General features: G+C 55.8%; 15 protein-coding genes. 5 read left to right on the top strand and 10 right to left on the bottom strand.

What is annotated here, in order from left to right; translation table 11 throughout:
• Nucleotides 1-177: 177 nt before the first annotated feature.
• Genes BLQ41_RS13715 through sdhC form a run of 4 tightly spaced genes read right to left on the bottom strand, consistent with a single transcriptional unit; the run spans nucleotide 178 to nucleotide 3,409 of the window.
• Nucleotides 178-882: a succinate dehydrogenase iron-sulfur subunit gene (locus tag BLQ41_RS13715; RefSeq protein ID WP_010456852.1), complete on the bottom strand. Its 705-nt coding sequence runs from the start codon at nucleotides 880-882 to the stop codon at nucleotides 178-180.
• A gap of 11 nt (nucleotides 883-893) precedes the next feature.
• Complete coding sequence (sdhA, locus tag BLQ41_RS13710) at nucleotides 894-2,669, bottom strand: succinate dehydrogenase flavoprotein subunit (RefSeq protein ID WP_090181632.1); 1,776 nt, start codon at nucleotides 2,667-2,669, stop codon at nucleotides 894-896.
• 3 nt (nucleotides 2,670-2,672) lie between these two features.
• Nucleotides 2,673-3,041 carry a succinate dehydrogenase, hydrophobic membrane anchor protein gene (sdhD, locus tag BLQ41_RS13705; protein ID WP_027922414.1) on the bottom strand — a complete coding sequence of 123 codons (369 nt, stop codon included), beginning with the start codon at nucleotides 3,039-3,041 and terminating at the stop codon, nucleotides 2,673-2,675.
• Complete coding sequence (gene sdhC / locus BLQ41_RS13700; protein WP_027922413.1) at nucleotides 3,035-3,409, bottom strand: succinate dehydrogenase, cytochrome b556 subunit; 375 nt, start codon at nucleotides 3,407-3,409, stop codon at nucleotides 3,035-3,037. The genes sdhD and sdhC overlap by 7 nt, the downstream gene beginning before the upstream one ends.
• Before the next feature lie 363 nt (nucleotides 3,410-3,772).
• On the opposite strand from sdhC, the gene gltA reads away from it, so the two are divergent.
• Complete coding sequence (gene gltA / locus BLQ41_RS13695; protein ID WP_003222994.1) at nucleotides 3,773-5,062, top strand: citrate synthase; 1,290 nt, start codon at nucleotides 3,773-3,775, stop codon at nucleotides 5,060-5,062.
• A gap of 992 nt (nucleotides 5,063-6,054) precedes the next feature.
• On the opposite strand, the gene BLQ41_RS13690 is transcribed toward gltA, so the two are convergent.
• The 3 genes from BLQ41_RS13690 to BLQ41_RS13680 form a co-directional block, all read right to left on the bottom strand.
• Entirely contained in the window at nucleotides 6,055-7,713 is a 1,659-nt protein-coding gene (locus BLQ41_RS13690; protein ID WP_090181630.1) for a cation acetate symporter, read from the bottom strand.
• Nucleotides 7,710-8,021, bottom strand: coding sequence for a DUF485 domain-containing protein (locus tag BLQ41_RS13685; protein ID WP_017337238.1), 312 nt, complete (start codon nucleotides 8,019-8,021; stop codon nucleotides 7,710-7,712). Before BLQ41_RS13685 ends, BLQ41_RS13690 begins: the two co-directional genes overlap by 4 nt.
• 227 nt (nucleotides 8,022-8,248) lie before the next feature.
• Nucleotides 8,249-9,100, bottom strand: a complete 852-nt coding sequence (locus BLQ41_RS13680; RefSeq protein WP_090181628.1) for a glycine betaine ABC transporter substrate-binding protein — start codon at nucleotides 9,098-9,100, stop codon at nucleotides 8,249-8,251.
• Nucleotides 9,101-9,386: 286 nt separating this feature from the next.
• Between BLQ41_RS13680 and BLQ41_RS13670 the strand changes: the two genes are divergently transcribed.
• The gene (locus BLQ41_RS13670) at nucleotides 9,387-10,982 is read left to right on the top strand and encodes a glycoside hydrolase family 17 protein (protein WP_090181627.1); all 1,596 of its coding nucleotides are present in this window, start codon (nucleotides 9,387-9,389) and stop codon (nucleotides 10,980-10,982) included.
• 122 nt (nucleotides 10,983-11,104) lie between these two features.
• Here the strand turns inward: BLQ41_RS13670 and BLQ41_RS13665 are convergent, their stop codons facing one another.
• The gene (locus BLQ41_RS13665; protein WP_090181626.1) at nucleotides 11,105-13,816 is read right to left on the bottom strand and encodes an RHS repeat-associated core domain-containing protein; all 2,712 of its coding nucleotides are present in this window, start codon (nucleotides 13,814-13,816) and stop codon (nucleotides 11,105-11,107) included.
• Nucleotides 13,817-13,922: 106 nt separating this feature from the next.
• Entirely contained in the window at nucleotides 13,923-14,291 is a 369-nt protein-coding gene (locus BLQ41_RS13660) for a hypothetical protein (RefSeq protein WP_090181624.1), read from the bottom strand.
• Between the two features lie 224 nt (nucleotides 14,292-14,515).
• Here BLQ41_RS13660 and BLQ41_RS13655 point away from each other — a divergent pair, with 224 nt between their 5' ends.
• Both BLQ41_RS13655 and BLQ41_RS13650 read left to right on the top strand, forming a co-directional pair.
• Entirely contained in the window at nucleotides 14,516-15,814 is a 1,299-nt protein-coding gene (locus BLQ41_RS13655) for a serine/threonine protein kinase (protein ID WP_090181623.1), read from the top strand.
• Complete coding sequence (locus BLQ41_RS13650; RefSeq protein WP_090181622.1) at nucleotides 15,807-16,595, top strand: MlaA family lipoprotein; 789 nt, start codon at nucleotides 15,807-15,809, stop codon at nucleotides 16,593-16,595. The genes BLQ41_RS13655 and BLQ41_RS13650 overlap by 8 nt, the downstream gene beginning before the upstream one ends.
• A gap of 92 nt (nucleotides 16,596-16,687) precedes the next feature.
• Here BLQ41_RS13650 and BLQ41_RS13645 read toward each other — a convergent pair whose 3' ends face one another.
• On the bottom strand, nucleotides 16,688-17,602 hold the full coding sequence (locus BLQ41_RS13645; protein ID WP_090181620.1) for a DUF808 domain-containing protein: 915 nt from the start codon (nucleotides 17,600-17,602) through the stop codon (nucleotides 16,688-16,690).
• Between the two features lie 134 nt (nucleotides 17,603-17,736).
• On the opposite strand from BLQ41_RS13645, the gene BLQ41_RS13640 reads away from it, so the two are divergent.
• Nucleotides 17,737-18,342, top strand: a complete 606-nt coding sequence (locus BLQ41_RS13640) for a TetR/AcrR family transcriptional regulator (protein ID WP_090181619.1) — start codon at nucleotides 17,737-17,739, stop codon at nucleotides 18,340-18,342.
• Nucleotides 18,343-18,420 lie beyond the last annotated feature (78 nt).

Raw genomic sequence — 18,420 nt, 5'->3', positions numbered from 1 at the left:
AAGCCACTTAGGATCACGCTGATAGTCCGGGTACCAGCCCGGATGCCCCTGCTTGTCTCATTTCTTCAAAATAAGAGCCGCAGCTTTATGGGCTGCTGCTCAGGTTAAAACTACGGCGCCGGTTGAAGCCTGCGCCGTAGCATCTACGGGTACAGCGGTCCTGCATTTACTGCTGAATCACACACCGCTTTGCAGCAGCATGTTACGTACGTGTCCGATGGCCTTAGTCGGGTTCAGGCCTTTCGGGCAGACGTTGACGCAGTTCATGATCCCGCGGCAGCGGAATACGCTGAACGGGTCATCCAGCGAAGCCAGACGCTCGGCAGTCTTGGTGTCACGGCTGTCTGCCAGGAAGCGGTACGCTTGCAGCAGGGCAGCTGGACCCAGGAACTTGTCGGGGTTCCACCAGAAGGACGGGCAAGAGGTCGAGCAGCAAGCGCACAGGATGCACTCGTACAGACCGTCGAGCTTTTCACGCTCTTCCGGAGTCTGCAGACGCTCGATGGCCGGAGCCGGCGTGTCGTTCTGCAGGTAAGGCTTCACCTTTTCGTATTGCTTGTAGAAGATGCTCATATCGACGACCAGGTCACGGATTACCGGCAAACCTGGCAGCGGACGAACGATCAGCTTGTTACCTTTTACGACAGAAGACAGCGGCGTGACGCACGCCAGACCGTTTTTGCCGTTGATGTTCATGCCGTCGGAACCGCAAACGCCTTCGCGGCAAGAGCGACGATAGGAGAAACCCTCGTCCTGCTCTTTGATCAGGGCCAGCACGTCCAGCACCATCAGGTCTTTACCACCGGTGTCGACCTGGAATTCCTGCATGAACGGCGCAGCGTCCTGATCAGGGTTGTAGCGATAAACACTGACTTGCAACATGGCGGCCACCCTTAATAAGTCCGAATCTTAGGTTCAAAAGTCGGAACAGTCTTCGGCGAGAAGTTCACGGCCCGCTTGGTTACGCGCTTGTCACCCGGGAAGTACAGGGTGTGGCACAGCCAGTTTTCATCGTCGCGATCTTCGTAGTCTTCACGGGCGTGAGCGCCGCGGGACTCTTTGCGGATTTCAGCAGCGATGGCGGTGGCTTCGGCCACTTCCAGCAGGTTCTGCAGTTCCAGGGCTTCGATTCGAGCGGTGTTGAACGCCTGGCTCTTGTCGTTGATCTTGACGTTGGCGATACGGCCACGCAGGTCAGCGAGCTGGGCAATACCCTTCTGCATGTATTCGCCGGTACGGAATACGCCGAAGTAGTTCTGCATGCAGCTTTGCAGCTCTTTACGCAGGGTAGCGACGTCTTCACCTTCGGTACGCGAGTTCAGGCCATCGAGACGTGCCAGGGCAGCGTCGATGTCGGACTGGCGAGGGCGAGCGTAGTCGACGCCTTCTTTCAGGGTCTGTTCCAGGAACAGGCCGGCGGCACGACCGAAAACCACCAGGTCGAGCAGCGAGTTACCGCCCAGGCGGTTTGCACCGTGAACCGATACGCACGCCACTTCACCCACTGCGAACAGACCAGGAATGATCTGGTCGACGCCGTCGGCGTCCTGGGTGATTGCCTGGCCATGAATGTTGGTGGGGACGCCGCCCATCATATAGTGGCAGGTTGGAACGACCGGAATCGGCGCCACGGCTGGATCGACGTGAGCGAAGGTCTTGGACAGTTCCATGATGCCTGGCAGACGGCTGTGCAGAACTTCTTCACCGAGGTGATCGAGTTTCAGCATTACGTGGTCGCCATCCGGACCGCAACCGTTGCCGGCGATGATTTCTTTAACCATCGAGCGAGCAACCACGTCACGACCAGCCAGGTCTTTGGCGTTCGGAGCATAACGCTCCATGAAACGCTCGCCGTGCTTGTTGATCAGGTAGCCGCCTTCACCGCGGCAACCTTCAGTCACCAGTACACCGGCGCCGGCGATGCCGGTCGGGTGGAACTGCCACATTTCGATGTCTTGTACCGGCACGCCAGCACGCAGAGCCATGCCGACGCCATCACCGGTGTTGATCAGGGCGTTGGTGGTGGAAGAGTAGATACGACCTGCACCGCCGGTCGCCAATACGGTGGCGTTAGCGCGAACGTAGGAAGTTTCGCCGGTTTCGATGCAGATGACGATCATGCCGACAAAGGCACCATCTTCGTTCTTCACCAGGTCGACGCCATAGTATTCGTTGAGGAATACGGTGCCGGCCTTCAGGTTGGCCTGGTACAGGGTGTGCAGCAGGGCGTGACCGGTACGGTCGGCAGCGGCGCACGTACGGGCAGCCTGGCCACCTTTACCGAAGTCTTTCGACTGACCGCCGAACGGCCGCTGATAGATGCGACCCTGTTCAGTACGGGAGAACGGCAAGCCCATGTGCTCGAGTTCGAAAACTGCTTCCGGGCCTACGGAACACATGTATTCGATAGCGTCCTGGTCACCGATATAGTCGGAACCCTTGACGGTATCGTACATGTGCCAGCGCCAGTCATCGTTCGGATCTGCCGAAGCGATGGCGCAGGTGATGCCACCCTGGGCCGATACAGTGTGCGAACGAGTCGGGAAAACCTTGGTAACTACGGCAGTCTTGTGACCACCTTGTGCCAATTGCAGCGCAGCGCGCATGCCAGCACCGCCGCCGCCAATGATGATGGCGTCGAACGAAAGCGTATTAACTGTAGTAGACATGAATCAGATACCCCAAAGAATCTGCACACCCCAGACGAAGTAGGCGAACATCGCGACGCCGCATACTGCCTGGAAGAGGAAACGTATCGCAGTCGCGGACTTGCCGAACGCCATTGGCGTCAGGTAGTCGGTCGCGATGGTCCACATGCCGACCCAGGCGTGAGCGCCGAGGGCAACGAGGGCCAGGAGACTGAAAATACGCATCCAGTTGCTTGCGAACAGTTCATGCCATTGGGCGTAGCCGATGCCGGGATGGGCAACGACGTATCCGATCAGGAAAATGAAATAAGCCGCGAGAACGACCGCAGACACACGTTGTGCCATCCAGTCATAGAGGCCCGAACGCGACAGGTTCGTGACGTTAGTTACCATATCCAAACTCCTGCCAGAACGATTACCACCACGGAAACGGCGATAACGATTTTCGAGCCCAGTTTGCCGCCTTCAAGCGACTCGCCGATGCCCATGTCCATGATCAAGTGGCGCACACCGGCAACCAGGTGATACAGCAAGGCGGACAGGATGCCCCAAATCACTAGCTTGGCTAGCGGACTGGTCAGACACGCTTTCACCTGACCGAAGCCTTCTTCTGAGCTCAGCGATTTGTCCAATGCATAAAGCATGATGGCCAGGCTGACAAAGAGGATGACACCGGAGATTCGGTGAAGAATGGACGTGTAAGCAGTGACTGGGAGTTTGATGGTCCTTAGGTCTAGGTTTACAGGTCGTTGGCTATTCACGGCTTTTTTTCACACTGAAGAGCCCCTAACAATCAGGGCAAAGTTGTTGGGGAGTGCACTGGTCAGGTACCCACCACCCAGGGAGTGCGACCCCCAATAAAGCAGGCCCAAAAGCCCCTGGCGGTCGGAGGCCGAGTATAGACAGTTAGGCTACTAATGACAACGCGTTCACCTTCCCCTAATAGCGCATTGCACAAGTTGGATAAAAGGCGTAAATGGCAGTCAATTTCGAGGAAAAAGTCCGGTTAAAGCCTTCTGGAGCAAGACTTTAGGCAAATTGACATTCGAATTTATCTCACTATAGTGGTGCGGGCCCTGCGTGGGGGGTCTGTCTGATGATTTCAAGCATAAATAGGAGGCCACATGGCTGACAAAAAAGCGCAGTTGATCATCGAGGGCGCAGCCCCCGTCGAGCTGCCCATTTTAACCGGCACCGTTGGTCCCGATGTTATCGATGTTCGGGGCCTGACGGCCACGGGCCGTTTCACCTTTGACCCTGGTTTCATGTCGACAGCTTCCTGCGAGTCGAAGATCACCTATATCGACGGCGACAACGGCATTCTGCTGCACCGCGGCTATCCGATCGAACAGCTGGCTGAAAAGTCGGACTACCTGGAAACCTGCTATCTGCTGCTCAACGGCGAATTGCCGACCGCAGAACAGAAGGCCCAGTTCGTCAGCACCGTGAAGAACCACACCATGGTTCACGAGCAGTTGAAGACTTTCTTCAACGGCTTCCGTCGCGACGCCCACCCAATGGCCGTCATGTGCGGTGTAGTCGGCGCCCTCTCGGCCTTCTATCACGACTCCCTCGACATCAATAACCCGCAGCATCGCGAAATCTCCGCGATCCGCCTGGTTGCCAAGATGCCGACCCTGGCAGCGATGGTTTACAAGTACTCCATGGGTCAACCCATGATGTACCCGCGCAACGACCTGACGTACGCGGAAAACTTCCTGCACATGATGTTCAACACTCCGTGCGAGATCAAACCGATCAGCCCGGTACTCGCCAAGGCCATGGACCGGATCTTCATCCTCCATGCCGACCACGAGCAAAACGCATCGACTTCTACCGTACGTCTGGCCGGCTCGTCGGGTGCCAACCCGTTCGCCTGTATCGCCGCCGGTATCGCTGCACTGTGGGGCCCTGCCCACGGCGGCGCGAACGAAGCTGTTCTGACCATGCTTGACGAAATTGGCGATGTGTCGAACATCGATAAGTTCATCGCCAAGGCCAAGGACAAGAACGATCCGTTCAAACTGATGGGCTTCGGTCACCGGGTTTACAAAAACCGCGACCCACGCGCCACGGTCATGAAGCAGACTTGCGACGAAGTGCTGAAGGAACTTGGGATCAACAACGATCCGCAACTCGAACTGGCCATGCGCCTGGAAGAGATCGCCCTGACCGACCCGTACTTCATCGAGCGCTCGCTGTACCCGAACGTCGACTTCTACTCGGGGATCATCCTCAAGGCGATCGGCATTCCAACCAGCATGTTCACTGTGATCTTCGCTCTGGCGCGGACCGTTGGCTGGATCTCCCACTGGAAAGAAATGCTCTCCAGCCCGTACAAGATTGGCCGTCCTCGCCAGCTGTACACCGGCTACGAGTCGCGTGACATTACCAAGCTGGAAGACCGCAAATAAGACCTGTCTTGCGATAACGTCTTGAGTTGTACGCTGTACCGGGAACGGCCTCTATTTATATAGAGGCCGTTTTTGTTTGTGCGGCGGTGGTGTGGTGTGGTGTGGTGTGGTGTGGGATTGGGGGCATATCCGTTGCTGCGGTAACGGCTGCTTATGGTTTCGCTTTTACAGCGACTCACTTTTCCAAACGCCGAAAAGTAAGCAAAAGGCTTCGCCCCGGCGTACGGCGCCTCGCTAGGGCTCCGCGTCCCCTCGCTACGGTGTCCATCAGGGGGCATCGCCTCCGGTCTGCTTCGCGACGACCTCCTCTCGATGTGTGCGGCTTCGCCGCACGGCGCTACGCGCCTAATCCCCTGATGGACACCTACGCTCGGCCTGCCGAAGGGGCGAAAGATCAAAAGCAGATCAAGATCAAGATCAAGATCTAAAGCCACAGCCACAGCAAGATCAAAAGATCGCAGCCTCGTTTCACTCGACAGCTCCTACAGAGGATGGGTGTGCATCCGCTTCTCACCACTCAACAGGCCGAGCGGTAGCTCGCCTGCAGCTTTTGATTTTGATCTACCCGCCCCTTCGGGAGGCTGAGTGGAGGCGTTCATCTGGGGGGCAGGCGCGTAGCGCCGTTCGACGAAGTCGAACACATCGAAAGGAGGTCGTCGCGAAGCAGACCGGAGGCGATGCCCCCAGATGAATGCCGGAACGAAGGAACGCCGAGCCCTAGCGAGGGGCCGGACGCTCGGGGCGAGCCTTTTTTTGCTTACTTTTTTTTGGCGTTTGAAAAAAAAGTGAGTCGCCGTAAGGGCGAAACCGTCAGCCGCCCTCACAAAAAAAACGGATATGTACCCAACCAACCCACAACATGGTCGGCCCAAAGGCCGCCACGACAAACAACCCCACCCACAAACAATCCGATAACCGCCCACAAAAAAATGCCCCGATCTCTCGACCGGGGCATTTGCATTTAACGCAATGACACAGACAAACCTGAAGCCTTAGTGAGCAACCGCCCCACTCGCCCCCAACCCAGTCTGCGAACGAACAAACTGCGGGAAGAACAGCGCGCGCTCATTAACACCAGCCGCGGACTTGTCAGTAATCGAGAAGAACCAGATCCCGACAAACGCAATCGCCATCGAGAACAGCGCAGGGTACTCATACGGGAAGATAGCCTTCTCGTGATGCAGAATCTGCACCCAAATGGTTGGCCCCAGCACCATCAAACCAACAGCACTCACCAGACCCAACCAGCCACCGATCATCGCACCGCGAGTCGTCAGCTTCTTCCAGTACATGGAAAGCAACAGCACTGGGAAGTTACAGCTCGCCGCGATGGAGAACGCCAGGCCCACCATGAACGCGATGTTCTGGCTTTCGAACAGAATGCCCAGGCCAATCGCCAACACGCCCAGACAGATGGTGGTGATTTTCGAAACGCGAATCTCATCCTTGTCGTTAGCCTTGCCCTTCTTGATCACACTGGCATAAAGGTCATGAGACACAGCCGTAGCACCGGCCAAGGTCAAACCGGCCACAACAGCCAGAATGGTCGCGAACGCCACCGCCGAGATGAAACCGAGGAAAATACTGCCACCCACCGCGTTGGCCAAGTGCACCGCCGCCATGTTGTTGCCGCCCAACAGCGCGCCAGCCGCATCTTTAAAGGCAGGGTTAGTACTGACCAGCAAGATCGCGCCGAAGCCGATGATGAATGTCAGGATGTAGAAGTAGCCGATGAAGCCAGTGGCATACAGCACGCTCTTGCGAGCTTCCTTCGCGTCACTCACGGTGAAGAAGCGCATCAGGATGTGCGGCAGGCCCGCGGTACCGAACATCAGCGCCAGGCCAAGGGAGAACGCCGAGACCGGATCTTTCACCAGACCGCCCGGGCTCATGATCGCCTCACCTTTAGGGTGAACCTTGATCGCCTCGGAAAACAGCATGCTGAAGTCGAAGTTGACATGCTTCATGACCATCAGCGCCATGAACGAGGCACCGGACAGCAGCAACACCGCCTTGATGATCTGCACCCAAGTGGTCGCCAGCATGCCGCCGAACAACACGTACATGCACATCAGAATACCGACCAGGATCACCGCAACGTAGTAGTCCAGACCGAACAGCAGCTGGATCAGCTTGCCGGCACCGACCATTTGCGCGATCAGGTAGAACGCCACCACCACCAGCGAACCGCAAGCAGACAGCGTGCGGATCTGGGTTTGCCCGAGGCGATAGGACGCCACGTCGGCAAAGGTGTATTTACCCAGGTTACGCAGACGCTCGGCGATCAGGAACAGAATGATCGGCCAGCCCACCAGGAAGCCGATCGAGTAGATCAGGCCATCGTAGCCAGAGGTGAACACCAGGGCGGAAATACCCAGGAAAGACGCTGCCGACATATAGTCACCGGCGATGGCCAGACCGTTCTGGAGGCCGGTGATCTTGCCACCAGCCGCATAGTAGTCAGCCGCCGAGTTGTTACGCTTGGAAGCCCAGTAGGTAATGCACAGAGTCAAGCCGACAAACGCCACGAACATCAGAATCGCGGAAACGTTGAGCGGTTGTTTATGCACTTCGCCAGTCAGGGCTTCAGACGCCCAGGCGCCAGGTGCAAAGGCTGCGATGCTCAATAGAGCCATTAAACGCCGGATCATTGCTGAGCCTCCTTGAGAATCGCATTGTTCAGGTCGTCGAATTCGCCATTGGCGCGTCGTACGTAGATTGCAGTCAGGATAAAGGCCGAGAGAATCAGCCCGACACCAATCGGTATCCCCCAGGTAATCGAAGATTCAGGGCTGATCTTCGCCCCTAGAATATGCGGCCCGTAAGCAATCAGAAGAATGAATCCGGAGTAAAGCCCAAGCATGATCGCTGAAAGTATCCAGGCGAACCTTTCTCGTTTGCTAACCAGCTCCTTGAAGCGCGGGCTATTTTGAATCGAGAGGTAAATGCTGTCGTTCATTGTTTTTATCCTCGCAGCACAGATTAAAGTTGGAACGTTATCCACTCTATGCGGCTGCGGAAGAGGTTCCAGACGACCTTAGTATTAGAACGACATGACAGTCTGGCCATTTTCCAGCAAATATTAATTAGCCTGCTGTACACCCCTGATCCGAAAAAATGAAAAAGGCCCCTTGGCATTACTGCCGAGGGGCCCTGGAAGGCGCTGAACAGACGCGTCAGCTCAAATTATTTGGTCCAGTCTGCAACGCGCTCTGGGTGTTTGGCCACCCAATCCTTTGCCGCGGCTTCAGGCTTGGCACCATCTTGAATCGCCAACATGACTTCGCCGATTTCGTCTTTCGACGCCCACTGGAAGTTCTTCATGAACTTGGCGACTTCCGGAGCCTTGGTTGCCAGTTCTTTGCTGCCGATGTTGTTCACAGTTTCAGCCGCGCCGTAAACGCCTTTCGGGTCGTCCAGGAAGCGCAGTTTCCACTTGGCGAACATCCAGTGCGGCACCCAACCGGTAACAGCAATGGATTCGTTTTTCTTCTCGGCACGGGTCAGCTCGGCAATCATGCCGGCGCCGGAACTGGCCTTGAGTTGATACCCGGTCAGGTCGTAATCCTTGATTGCCTGTTCGGTCTTGATCATCACGCCCGAGCCGGCGTCGATGCCAACGATGCGTTTTTTGAAGCTGTCGTCGGTTTTAAGGTCTTCAATGGATTTGGCTTTGACGTACTCCGGCACGATCAGGCCAATTCTCGCGTCCTTGAAGTTCGGACCGTAATCGACAACCTGGTCCTTGTTCTTGGTCCAGTATTCACCATGGGTCACAGGCAGCCACGCAGACATCATGGCATCGAGTTTGCCAGTGGCCACGCCCTGCCACATGATCCCGGTGGCGACTGCTTGCAGTTTCACGTCATAACCGAGTTTCTGCCTGATCACTTCAGCAGCCACGTTGGTCGTGGCAACACTGTCCGACCAGCCGTCGACATAACCAATAGTCACTTCTTTGGCTTCGGCGCTGGCTATAGTAGAACTGATCGCCAGGACCAAAGCGGCGCCTGCGCCCAAGAGTCGTCGCATCTTCATCGTTACTTCCCCGAAAGTGCTGCGCTCGACGGATGCCGAGTCGCGTCAACGTATTGTTATGGTGCACAGCGCCCCCATCACGCCCACCGCAAACTCGCTCGAACATCAGTGGAGTACTGACGCCTCGATAATCAACCTGACGACAACGACGACCTGCTCTGTCAGCGACCTCAAGCCATCGAGAAACGACATCAGATAGCCATTAATCTAGAGCACAGAAAGCGTACCGGCCAATCCGCCCGAACTTTGCATGTCAAAATCATGCAGGGCACCAAGCGCAGGGCAAATGCAGGTAACATGCGCGGCTTTGTTCCCAGACGGCCTGATCATGCCCGCGACATCCCGCTTTCCTTTCCTCGCCTATCTATTTGCTTGTCTGCTGGGGCTGTTTGCCCTCGGCGGCTTCTGGTACGGCCTCGGCAAACCGGTCATCTTGCCGGACGTGGCCAGCGCGACGCACAAGCTGCAATGCGCCTCCTACACCCCGTTCGACAAGGACCAGTCGCCCTTCGATCAGCCGTTCAAATTGCGCCCCGAGCGCATGGACGCCGACCTCGCGCTGCTGGCCAAAAGCTTCGAATGCATCCGCACCTATTCCATGACCGGTCTTGAGGCCCTGCCCGACCTGGCGCGCAAGCATGGACTGAAGTTGATGATCGGCGCCTGGGTCAACAGCAACCCGGTGGATACCGAGAAAGAAGTCGACCTGCTGATCGCCTCGGCCAATGCCAACGCGGACGTGGTGACCTCGGTCATCGTCGGCAACGAAACCTTGCTGCGTAAGGAAGTCACTGGGGCGCAACTGGCCAAGCTGATCAACAAGGTCAAGAGTCAGGTCAAGCAACCGGTCACTTATGCGGACGTCTGGGAATTCTGGCTCAAGCACCCGGAAGTCGCCCCGGCGGTGGATTTCCTGACCATCCATCTGTTGCCGTACTGGGAAGATGATCCTTCGAACATCGACGCTGCGCTACAGCATGTGGCCGAAGTCCGCCAGGTGTTCGGTAACAAATTTGCGCCCAAGGACGTGATGATTGGCGAAACCGGCTGGCCGAGCGAAGGCCGTCAGCGCGAAACCGCCCTGCCGAGCCGGGTCAATGAAGCCAAGTTCATTCGCAACTTTGTGATCATGGCCGAGCAGCAAGGCTGGCATTACAACCTCATCGAAGCCTTTGACCAGCCATGGAAACGCGCAAGCGAAGGTGCTGTCGGCGGCTATTGGGGTCTGTTCGATGCCGATCGTCAGGACAAGGGCGTGCTGGCCGGTCCGGTGTCGAACGTGCCGTACTGGTCGCAGTGGCTGGCAGTCGGCGGCTTGATCTTTCTCGCCACGCTGATGCTGGGCGGGCGCGTACGCAGCACTCGCGCCGCGCTGGTATTGCCACTGTTCGGTGCCCTGGCTGCCTGTTCGATTGGCGCCTGGGGTGATCTGGCCCGTGTCACCACGCGCTTCGCCAGTGAATGGTTATGGGTGGCGTTGCTGACCGGTTTGAACCTGCTCGTGCTGGCCCATGCCGCGCTGACCCTGAGTGCCCGCACTGGCTGGCGTGAGCGCGCGTTCAATGCGCTGGAGCGTCGCGCTGGATGGCTGGTCGCTGCCGCAGGGTTTGCGGCGGCGGTGATGATGCTGGAGTTGGTGTTCGATCCGCGTTATCGCAGCTTCCCTAGTGTTGCCTTCATCCTTCCGGCACTGGTTTACCTGTGCCGCCCGGTGAGCGTGCCGCGTCGTGAAATCGCGCTACTGACCTTCATTGTCGGTGCAGGCATCGCGCCGCAGCTGTTCCGTGAAGGCCTGCAGAACCAGCAGGCCTGGGGTTGGGCGCTGGTGAGCGTGTTGATGGTGGCAGCGTTGTGGCGCTGCTTGCGGGTTCGCAAAGGCTGATCTGCAGTAAACCGACAAACGCCTTCGTACAAACCTGCTCTCCGTCATTACTGGACGGAGAGCAGGAACCGAGCGAGATTGCTAAAAGGATTGGAGACCGCCCCGAAAGCAGATGACCACCCTTAATGCCTGCTCGCTTGTGAACGACGCGGAACAACGATCTTGCTGAACGTTTGGTGGGGACGGTAATTCTTCCAAGCTGGCAGGTTGAAAAACTCATCTTGTGGCACTTCTCGATTCGCCACAAAAAATTTCACATTATTTTTAACTTCAGGCGTATCTTTGCGCCTGTACACATACCTGATTTCTGAAGCAGTAACACTGGTACCAGCACCCGGCTTTTTCGAGACAATATCGTCCAGAGTATCAATCAAACCATCAATAGCGAATAGGACCTTCTTGTCGCGTTCAAAAATTTGAAACTCCAACCCAGCCTTACTCGAACGGCGCCACATCGGAACGTTTATCTCGAAGAAATTACCGACCCCTTTCTCATCTTTTTGAAAATACCTATTAGTCATTGCGAACTCCTTGTAAGCAACCCCACGTTCAGCATCCACTAGCTCCGCTTTTATTTGCTCATTAGAATTGTACACACCTGCCGTTACAGTCGGACCAAACGCCGCATCGGTCAAATCATTTTGTTTCAATACATTCCGTTTTTTTTGCCATAACAACCAAGGGATACCTTCCTTCCAAAGTGGCAACCTTGAAAACTCTTTGAATCCTGCTTTTTCCAACTCTTTCAGCGCAAGATCCCGAGGATCACGTAACCCAAACAAAATATCCCCCTGTTCAAAGGTAGAAACCAACTCGGCGTAATTATCCTTGCCTCCAGCATTAACATTCGTATTATTAAGCCCGGCCTTATCAAAGAAGGTGACAGGACTATTACCCGCCATACAATATAAATTCAAGCCATCTACCACACCCGCAGGGTCTGGACTCAGCCATCGATTCCACCAAGGTACATAATACCTAAAACCGTAATAATACAATCCGGTCGCATCTAACTCCTTACCGGAATAGCGCCTCGTCTTATCATTCGCCTTAACTTTATCGCTTCCCGCCCACCACGCCGTACAGCCGTAAGAATAAAAGACCTCTTCACTTACAACTTCCCCGAGATCATCCATTTCCAAGCAGCATGAACCGATTTGATCGGTCAACGTATAGCGGTAACTAATAGTATTGATTTTTTGCCGTCGATCCATCCGGTGCAGCACACGAACATTGCATAACTCTGAATTCATATTGATAACATGCAGTTCTTCCTCATTATCGGTGCGAATTTCCAGCCCTCGCAAATAGCGGACCTCATGGCTACGGACCAAACGACCGACCAAATTTGTGCGAATTTTTCGTTGTCTTTTTCCGACATAGTCATAAATATAGATCTCGGCATCGTTCGGCATGCCTGGGCGTACGACTTGATCGACTCGCTGCAGAAGATTTCGCTCATCCCAAAATAGGTCCTGTCCGGACAACAGCAACCGCTTATTACCGTTCAGGTCATACCCCGCAGCAATTTCAGCTTCCGTAGGCAATTCACCGTTGCTCTTTTGCACGAGGGCACGATTACTGTATTTCGACACTTTCATGCGCTGGGTACGGCTACCAAGCGCGGAGCAATGAATTTGGGTAATGAGATTTCCACTACAATCGTAGCCAAAGGTCTCAGTATAATTTTCCAGCTGACCTGGGTCCGCCGGTGATTGAAACTCTGGCAAATACGGCCCGACTCTTCCTCCGACTACTTGCCAGCCAGTGGCATAAATCAACTGATAAAGAGTGTCGTAATGAAAAGTCCTTACCGGCTCTATCTTTTGGTTGCGAAAATAACGAACAGGCAAAGCCTTATCCTCAATTGACACAATATTGCCAACAGGGTCATAGCAGTAAATCAAATGCTGCAGAAGTGGTTTCCCCGAAAACTGCACCTTTAACTCCTCCAGTCTTTCATCGACAGAAGAGTGCACAGCAGAACACACAAGCCCATTAGCGAATGTTTGCCGTTCAACTTTATTGAAGGCATTGTAACGAACATCTACTAACAGATCTTTTTCTTGCCCATCCATTCCTATTTTTACTTTTATCCCGGCAAGCTGTGCGTCAACCGTATATTCAAATGATTGAGTATTATGTTCAGCATCGATCTGGTAGAGCAATCGTGATACCGCATTATAACGATAACACGTAGTGGCACAATCGCCCTCTTCATGTAGAAGATCACGATCAGCCTCTTTATGGGGCCAATCCGGCGCTCCCGTTTTATCAAGAAATTTCCGGGTACATTCAAGCAGCTCCCCCTTCAAGGAGAACGCCCTAAACATCATGGTCCCAGCGCTGTCATCGTGACGAATTAATTGCCCGCACTGATTTCGCTCGACAAACGCAGAGTCATTCCCAGCATAGGAAAAATACGCACTGACCCTTTCGCTCTCACCCCAGATTCGCACTGACTCCGTGACAGGACGAATGAGATCATCGTATTCAACATGAGTGTGCGTAAACTTACTGTCCCAACTGTCGCAGTTCTGGCCGGCAGGACCTGGCAAATGCAAGCGATAACCGGCGTCAACGCTAGCGGTGAGCAATTCCTTTCCTGAGAGACTGAATACTGTTTTGATGTTTGCCGAAATAGTGGGCTCTGTTTCGAGAAGCTTAAACAGACGAGGGTCAAACAGGTCTGTTTTGCGCCCAGAACTGTCATACACTTGATAAGTGACACGCTTATCGAGAGGAGCCAGTGCAGTCTCGCGGTGATAGTCTACGGTGCGTACCGTGAGCGCCCGCGGGTCAATCACCGACAACCTGGGAGTGCGGGTGTGCATGTTAGTCTCTCCTGACAGGATCAACGCTATACAGCAGCGGCCCGGCCATTTAGATCCGAGCTCTGGAGAACGTCAACTGTCAGAAATAACAGGTAATGCAAGAAACCTAACGAGCGGTAGTTTTTCTCACCAACCGCAGTGCAGCAATCACCACCGCAAAAACAGCCAACGTCGTGTTGTACAGCGCCAATGCCGGAAACCCTAACACCAGCGCCAGCACCGCCAACCACCACCCTGCCCGGCCCGGCACTGCAAAACCGATGATCGCTGCGGCCAATGCGGCAAAGCCCAACACTTTGAAGTGAATCATCAACCCCAGGCTCGAACGAACCTGGCATTCCCAGCGGCTTGCCTCGTCCACGCACAAGCCGACCCACTGCGCATCCTCCATGAAGCCATAACGCGCGCCATAACTGGCGGCCAGCCATAAAGGCAGTAAAACGAGCAGCAGAATCACAGGCAGACGGCGGGACATGAAGCACTCCAATAAACGAAAACGGCGGCCAGCTTAATCGCCCCACAGCGGTAAGCAAACGCGCCGAGCAGATAATTGGTCACGAAATCTCTGCAAAGTGTATCGTCTAGCTACTATTACCCCCAAATTAGACCTGATTGGTGCCGAAGCATGGCACTTTGGCGCAACCGCGGTGGTCATAGCCTGCGAACTTCATTCGGCACCTTTCCCTAAGGGATTCAGTCATGCTCCGTTCCTTGCGCTTCGCCGCCCTGTTTGGCGGCCTGATATTAAGTGCGTCCGCATTGGCGGTCGACATCGACGCTGCCAGTTATGGCTATCCCCTGACCAACCCGTTCGAGGCGACTATCGCCACGACGCCGCCGGACCTGCGTCCGGAGTTACCGCTGGACGACGACATCGATCAGAAGACACGCAGCGTGACATTGCGCCCGGAGCGGGAATTCCAACTGCCGGACAACTTCTGGCCGGTCAAAAAACTGACCTACCGCATCGCCACCCAGGAAAAAGCCGCACCGCTGATCTTCCTGATCGCCGGTACCGGTGCGCGCTATGACAGCAGCATTAACGAATACCTGAAAAAGCTCTATTACAAGGCCGGCTACCACGTGGTGCAACTGTCGTCGCCCACTAGCTTCGACTTCATGAGCGCAGCCTCACGCTTTGCCACACCCGGTATCACCAAGGAAGACGCCGAAGACATGTATCGCGTGATGCAGGCCGTGCGGGCACAAAACCCGAACGTCCCCGTTACCGATTACTACCTGAGTGGCTACAGCCTGGGCGCACTGGATGCGGCATTCGTCGCGCATCTGGACGAAACCCGCCGCAGCTTCAACTTCAAGAAAGTCTTGCTGCTCAACCCGCCGGTCAACCTCTACACCTCGATCACCAACCTGGACAAACTGGTCCAGACCGAGGTCAAGGGCATCAACAGCAGCACCACCTTCTATGAACTGGTGCTGAACAAATTGACCCGCTACTTCCAGCAGAAGGGCTATATCGACCTCAACGACGCCCTGCTCTACGACTTTCAGCAGTCCAAGCAGCACCTGACCAACGAACAGATGGCTATGCTGATCGGCACCTCGTTCCGCTTTTCGGCGGCCGACATTGCCTTCACCTCGGACCTGATCAACCGTCGCGGCCTGATCACCCCGCCTAAATACCCGATCACTGAAGGCACCAGCCTCACGCCGTTCCTCAAGCGTGCGCTGCAATGCGACTTCGATTGCTACATCACCGAGCAAGTCATCCCGATGTGGCGTGCCCGCACCGACGGCGGCAGCCTGCTGCAACTGATCGACCAGGTCAGCCTGTACGCCCTCAAGGATTACCTGCACGACAGCCCGAAGATCGCCGTCATGCACAACGCTGACGATGTGATTCTCGGCCCTGGCGATCTTGGCTTCCTGCGCAAGACCTTCGGCGATCGCTTGACCGTTTATCCATTGGGCGGCCATTGCGGCAACCTTAACTACCGCGTCAACAGCGACGCCATGCTGGAGTTTTTCCGTGGCTAAATATCTCCTGCTTATCGCAGCGTTACTCTGTGCAGGCGTCGCCAATGCCGACAACAGCAAAGCCAACGCACCTGTCGTGGTCGGCACTGACGGCTTCAAAGAGCCGTTGAGCAAACTCAAATTCAACCCGGGGCTGGATCAGCGCGAGTTCGAGCGCTCGACACTCAACGCGCTGGCTGTCTATGACCCGCTGGAAGAGTGGAACCGTCGGGTTTATCACTTCAACTACCGTTTCGACCAGTGGGTGTTCCTGCCGGTAGTCGATGGTTACCGCTACATCACACCGGGTTTCCTGCGCACCGGCGTCAGCAACTTCTTCAATAACCTGGGCGATGTGCCGAACCTGGTGAACAGCTTGCTGCAGTTCAAGGGCAAGCGCTCGCTGGATACCACCGCGCGCCTGCTGCTCAACACCACCGTCGGCATCGCCGGCCTCTGGGATCCGGCTACCGCCATGGGCCTGCCGCGTCAGAACGAAGACTTCGGCCAGACCCTGGGCTTCTACGGTGTACCGGGCGGCGCGTACTTCGTACTGCCGATCCTCGGCCCTTCTAACATCCGCGACACGGGTGGCCTGGCCGTGGACTTCACTACCGAGTCTGCGATCAACTTCCTGAACGTCGCGCAAGTCAGCGAAAACCACCCGGAAATCTGGGTCCTGCGCAGTATCGACAAGCGCTATCAGACCAGCTTCCGTTATGGCCAACTGAACTCGCCGTTCGAGTACGAGAAAGTGCGTTACGTCTACACCGAGTCGCGCAAGTTGCAGATCGCCGAGTAAATCCGGCGGCAACAAAAAAGGCCATTCGATTCGCATCGAATGGCCTTTTTCATGAACGCTAAAATGTAGTGCCTTCGGAAAATATCCAGGCTTCAGCCTTTCAGCGCTTTCCAGATTTTGCTGGCAACCATCACACCCGCCAACACCACCGCCCCCGCCACAATCCCCGCCACCGCATTCAGCAACGTCGGCACGATAAACCCGGCACCGCCCGCACCGGCACTGACGCTTTCAATCCAGTGATGAACCACCGGCACGCCATGGGTCAGAATCCCGCCGCCGACCAGGAACATCGCCGCGGTGCCGATCACCGACAGGCTTTTCATCATGTACGGCGCTGCGCGCAGAATTCCACCACCGATGCTTTTGGCCATCTGCCCGGGTTTCTGGGTCAGCCACAGGCCCAGGTCGTCAAGTTTGACGATACCCGCCACCAGTCCGTAAACGCCGATGGTCATGATGATGGCAATACCCGACAGCACGATGACCTGTTGGGTCAACGACGCATCTGCCACAGTGCCCAGGGTGATCGCGATGATTTCCGCCGACAGAATGAAATCCGTACGGACGGCGCCTTTGATCTTGTCCTGCTCAAACGCCACCAGATCGACCGCCGGATCAGCCACCGCCTCGACCAGTTCTGCATGTTCAGCCTGATCTTCAGCTTTGCTGTGCAGAAACTTGTGGGCGAGTTTCTCGAAACCTTCGAAACACAGGTACGCGCCACCGACCATCAACAGCGGCGTGACCAGCCAGGGAATGAAGGCGCTGATGGCCAACGCCGACGGCACCAGGATCAATTTATTGCGAAAGGAGCCTTTGGCGACCGCCCAAACCACCGGAATTTCCCGTTCGGCGCGCACACCGCTGACCTGCTGGGCATTGAGCGCCAGATCATCGCCGAGTACACCAGCGGTTTTCTTGGCGGCCATTTTGGTCATCAACGCCACATCGTCGAGTACTGCTGCGATGTCGTCGATCAACACCAGCAAACTGCTTCCTGCCATGAATCAGGTTTCCTTCTTGAATGAATGCCGCGCAGCATAGCGCGGCCAAGCGCCACACGGGGCATTCTTGAGCGCCGCGCGAGGCCGGTGCTACCATGCGCAACCGCCAGAACAGGCAAGGAACCCCCTGGTTTATGAGCACTATCCGCGAGCGCAACAAAGAACTGATCCTGCGTGCCGCCAGTGAAGAATTTGCCGACAAGGGCTTTGCTGCGACCAAAACCAGCGACATCGCAGCCAAGGCGGGATTGCCCAAGCCCAACGTCTATTACTACTTCAAATCCAAGGAAAACCTCTACCGCGAGGTCCTGGAAAGCATCATCGAGCCGATTCTGCAGGCCTCGACGCCTTTCAATGCCGATGGGGTGCCAAGTGAAGTGCTCAGTGGCTACATTCGCTCGAAGATCCGCATTTCCCGCGACCTGCCCTTCGCCTCGAAGGTGTTCGCCAGCGAAATCATGCACGGCGCCCCGCACCTGAGCGCCGACCTGGTTGAGCAACTCAATGGCCAGGCCAAGCACAACATCGACTGCATCCAGACCTGGATCGACCGCGGGCAAATCGCCCCGATCGACCCCAACCACTTGATGTTCAGCATCTGGGCCGCCACCCAGACTTATGCCGACTTTGACTGGCAAATTTCTGCGGTGACCGGCAAGGCCAAACTGGATGAGGCGGACTATGAAGCGGCGGCGCAGACGATTATTCGGCTGGTGTTGAAGGGGTGTGAGCCAGACTGAAAAAACATCTTTGACCCCATCGCGGGCAAGCCCGCTCTCACAAGGATCAAGGGTGTTCACGAATTTTGTGTCCACCCA

Origin of the sequence: Pseudomonas arsenicoxydans, assembly GCF_900103875.1 — a bacterium.
Lineage (GTDB): Bacteria > Pseudomonadota > Gammaproteobacteria > Pseudomonadales > Pseudomonadaceae > Aquipseudomonas > Aquipseudomonas arsenicoxydans.
The sequence above is the reverse complement of the archived record's forward strand: the minus strand, read 5'-3'. Positions and strand labels throughout refer to the sequence as shown.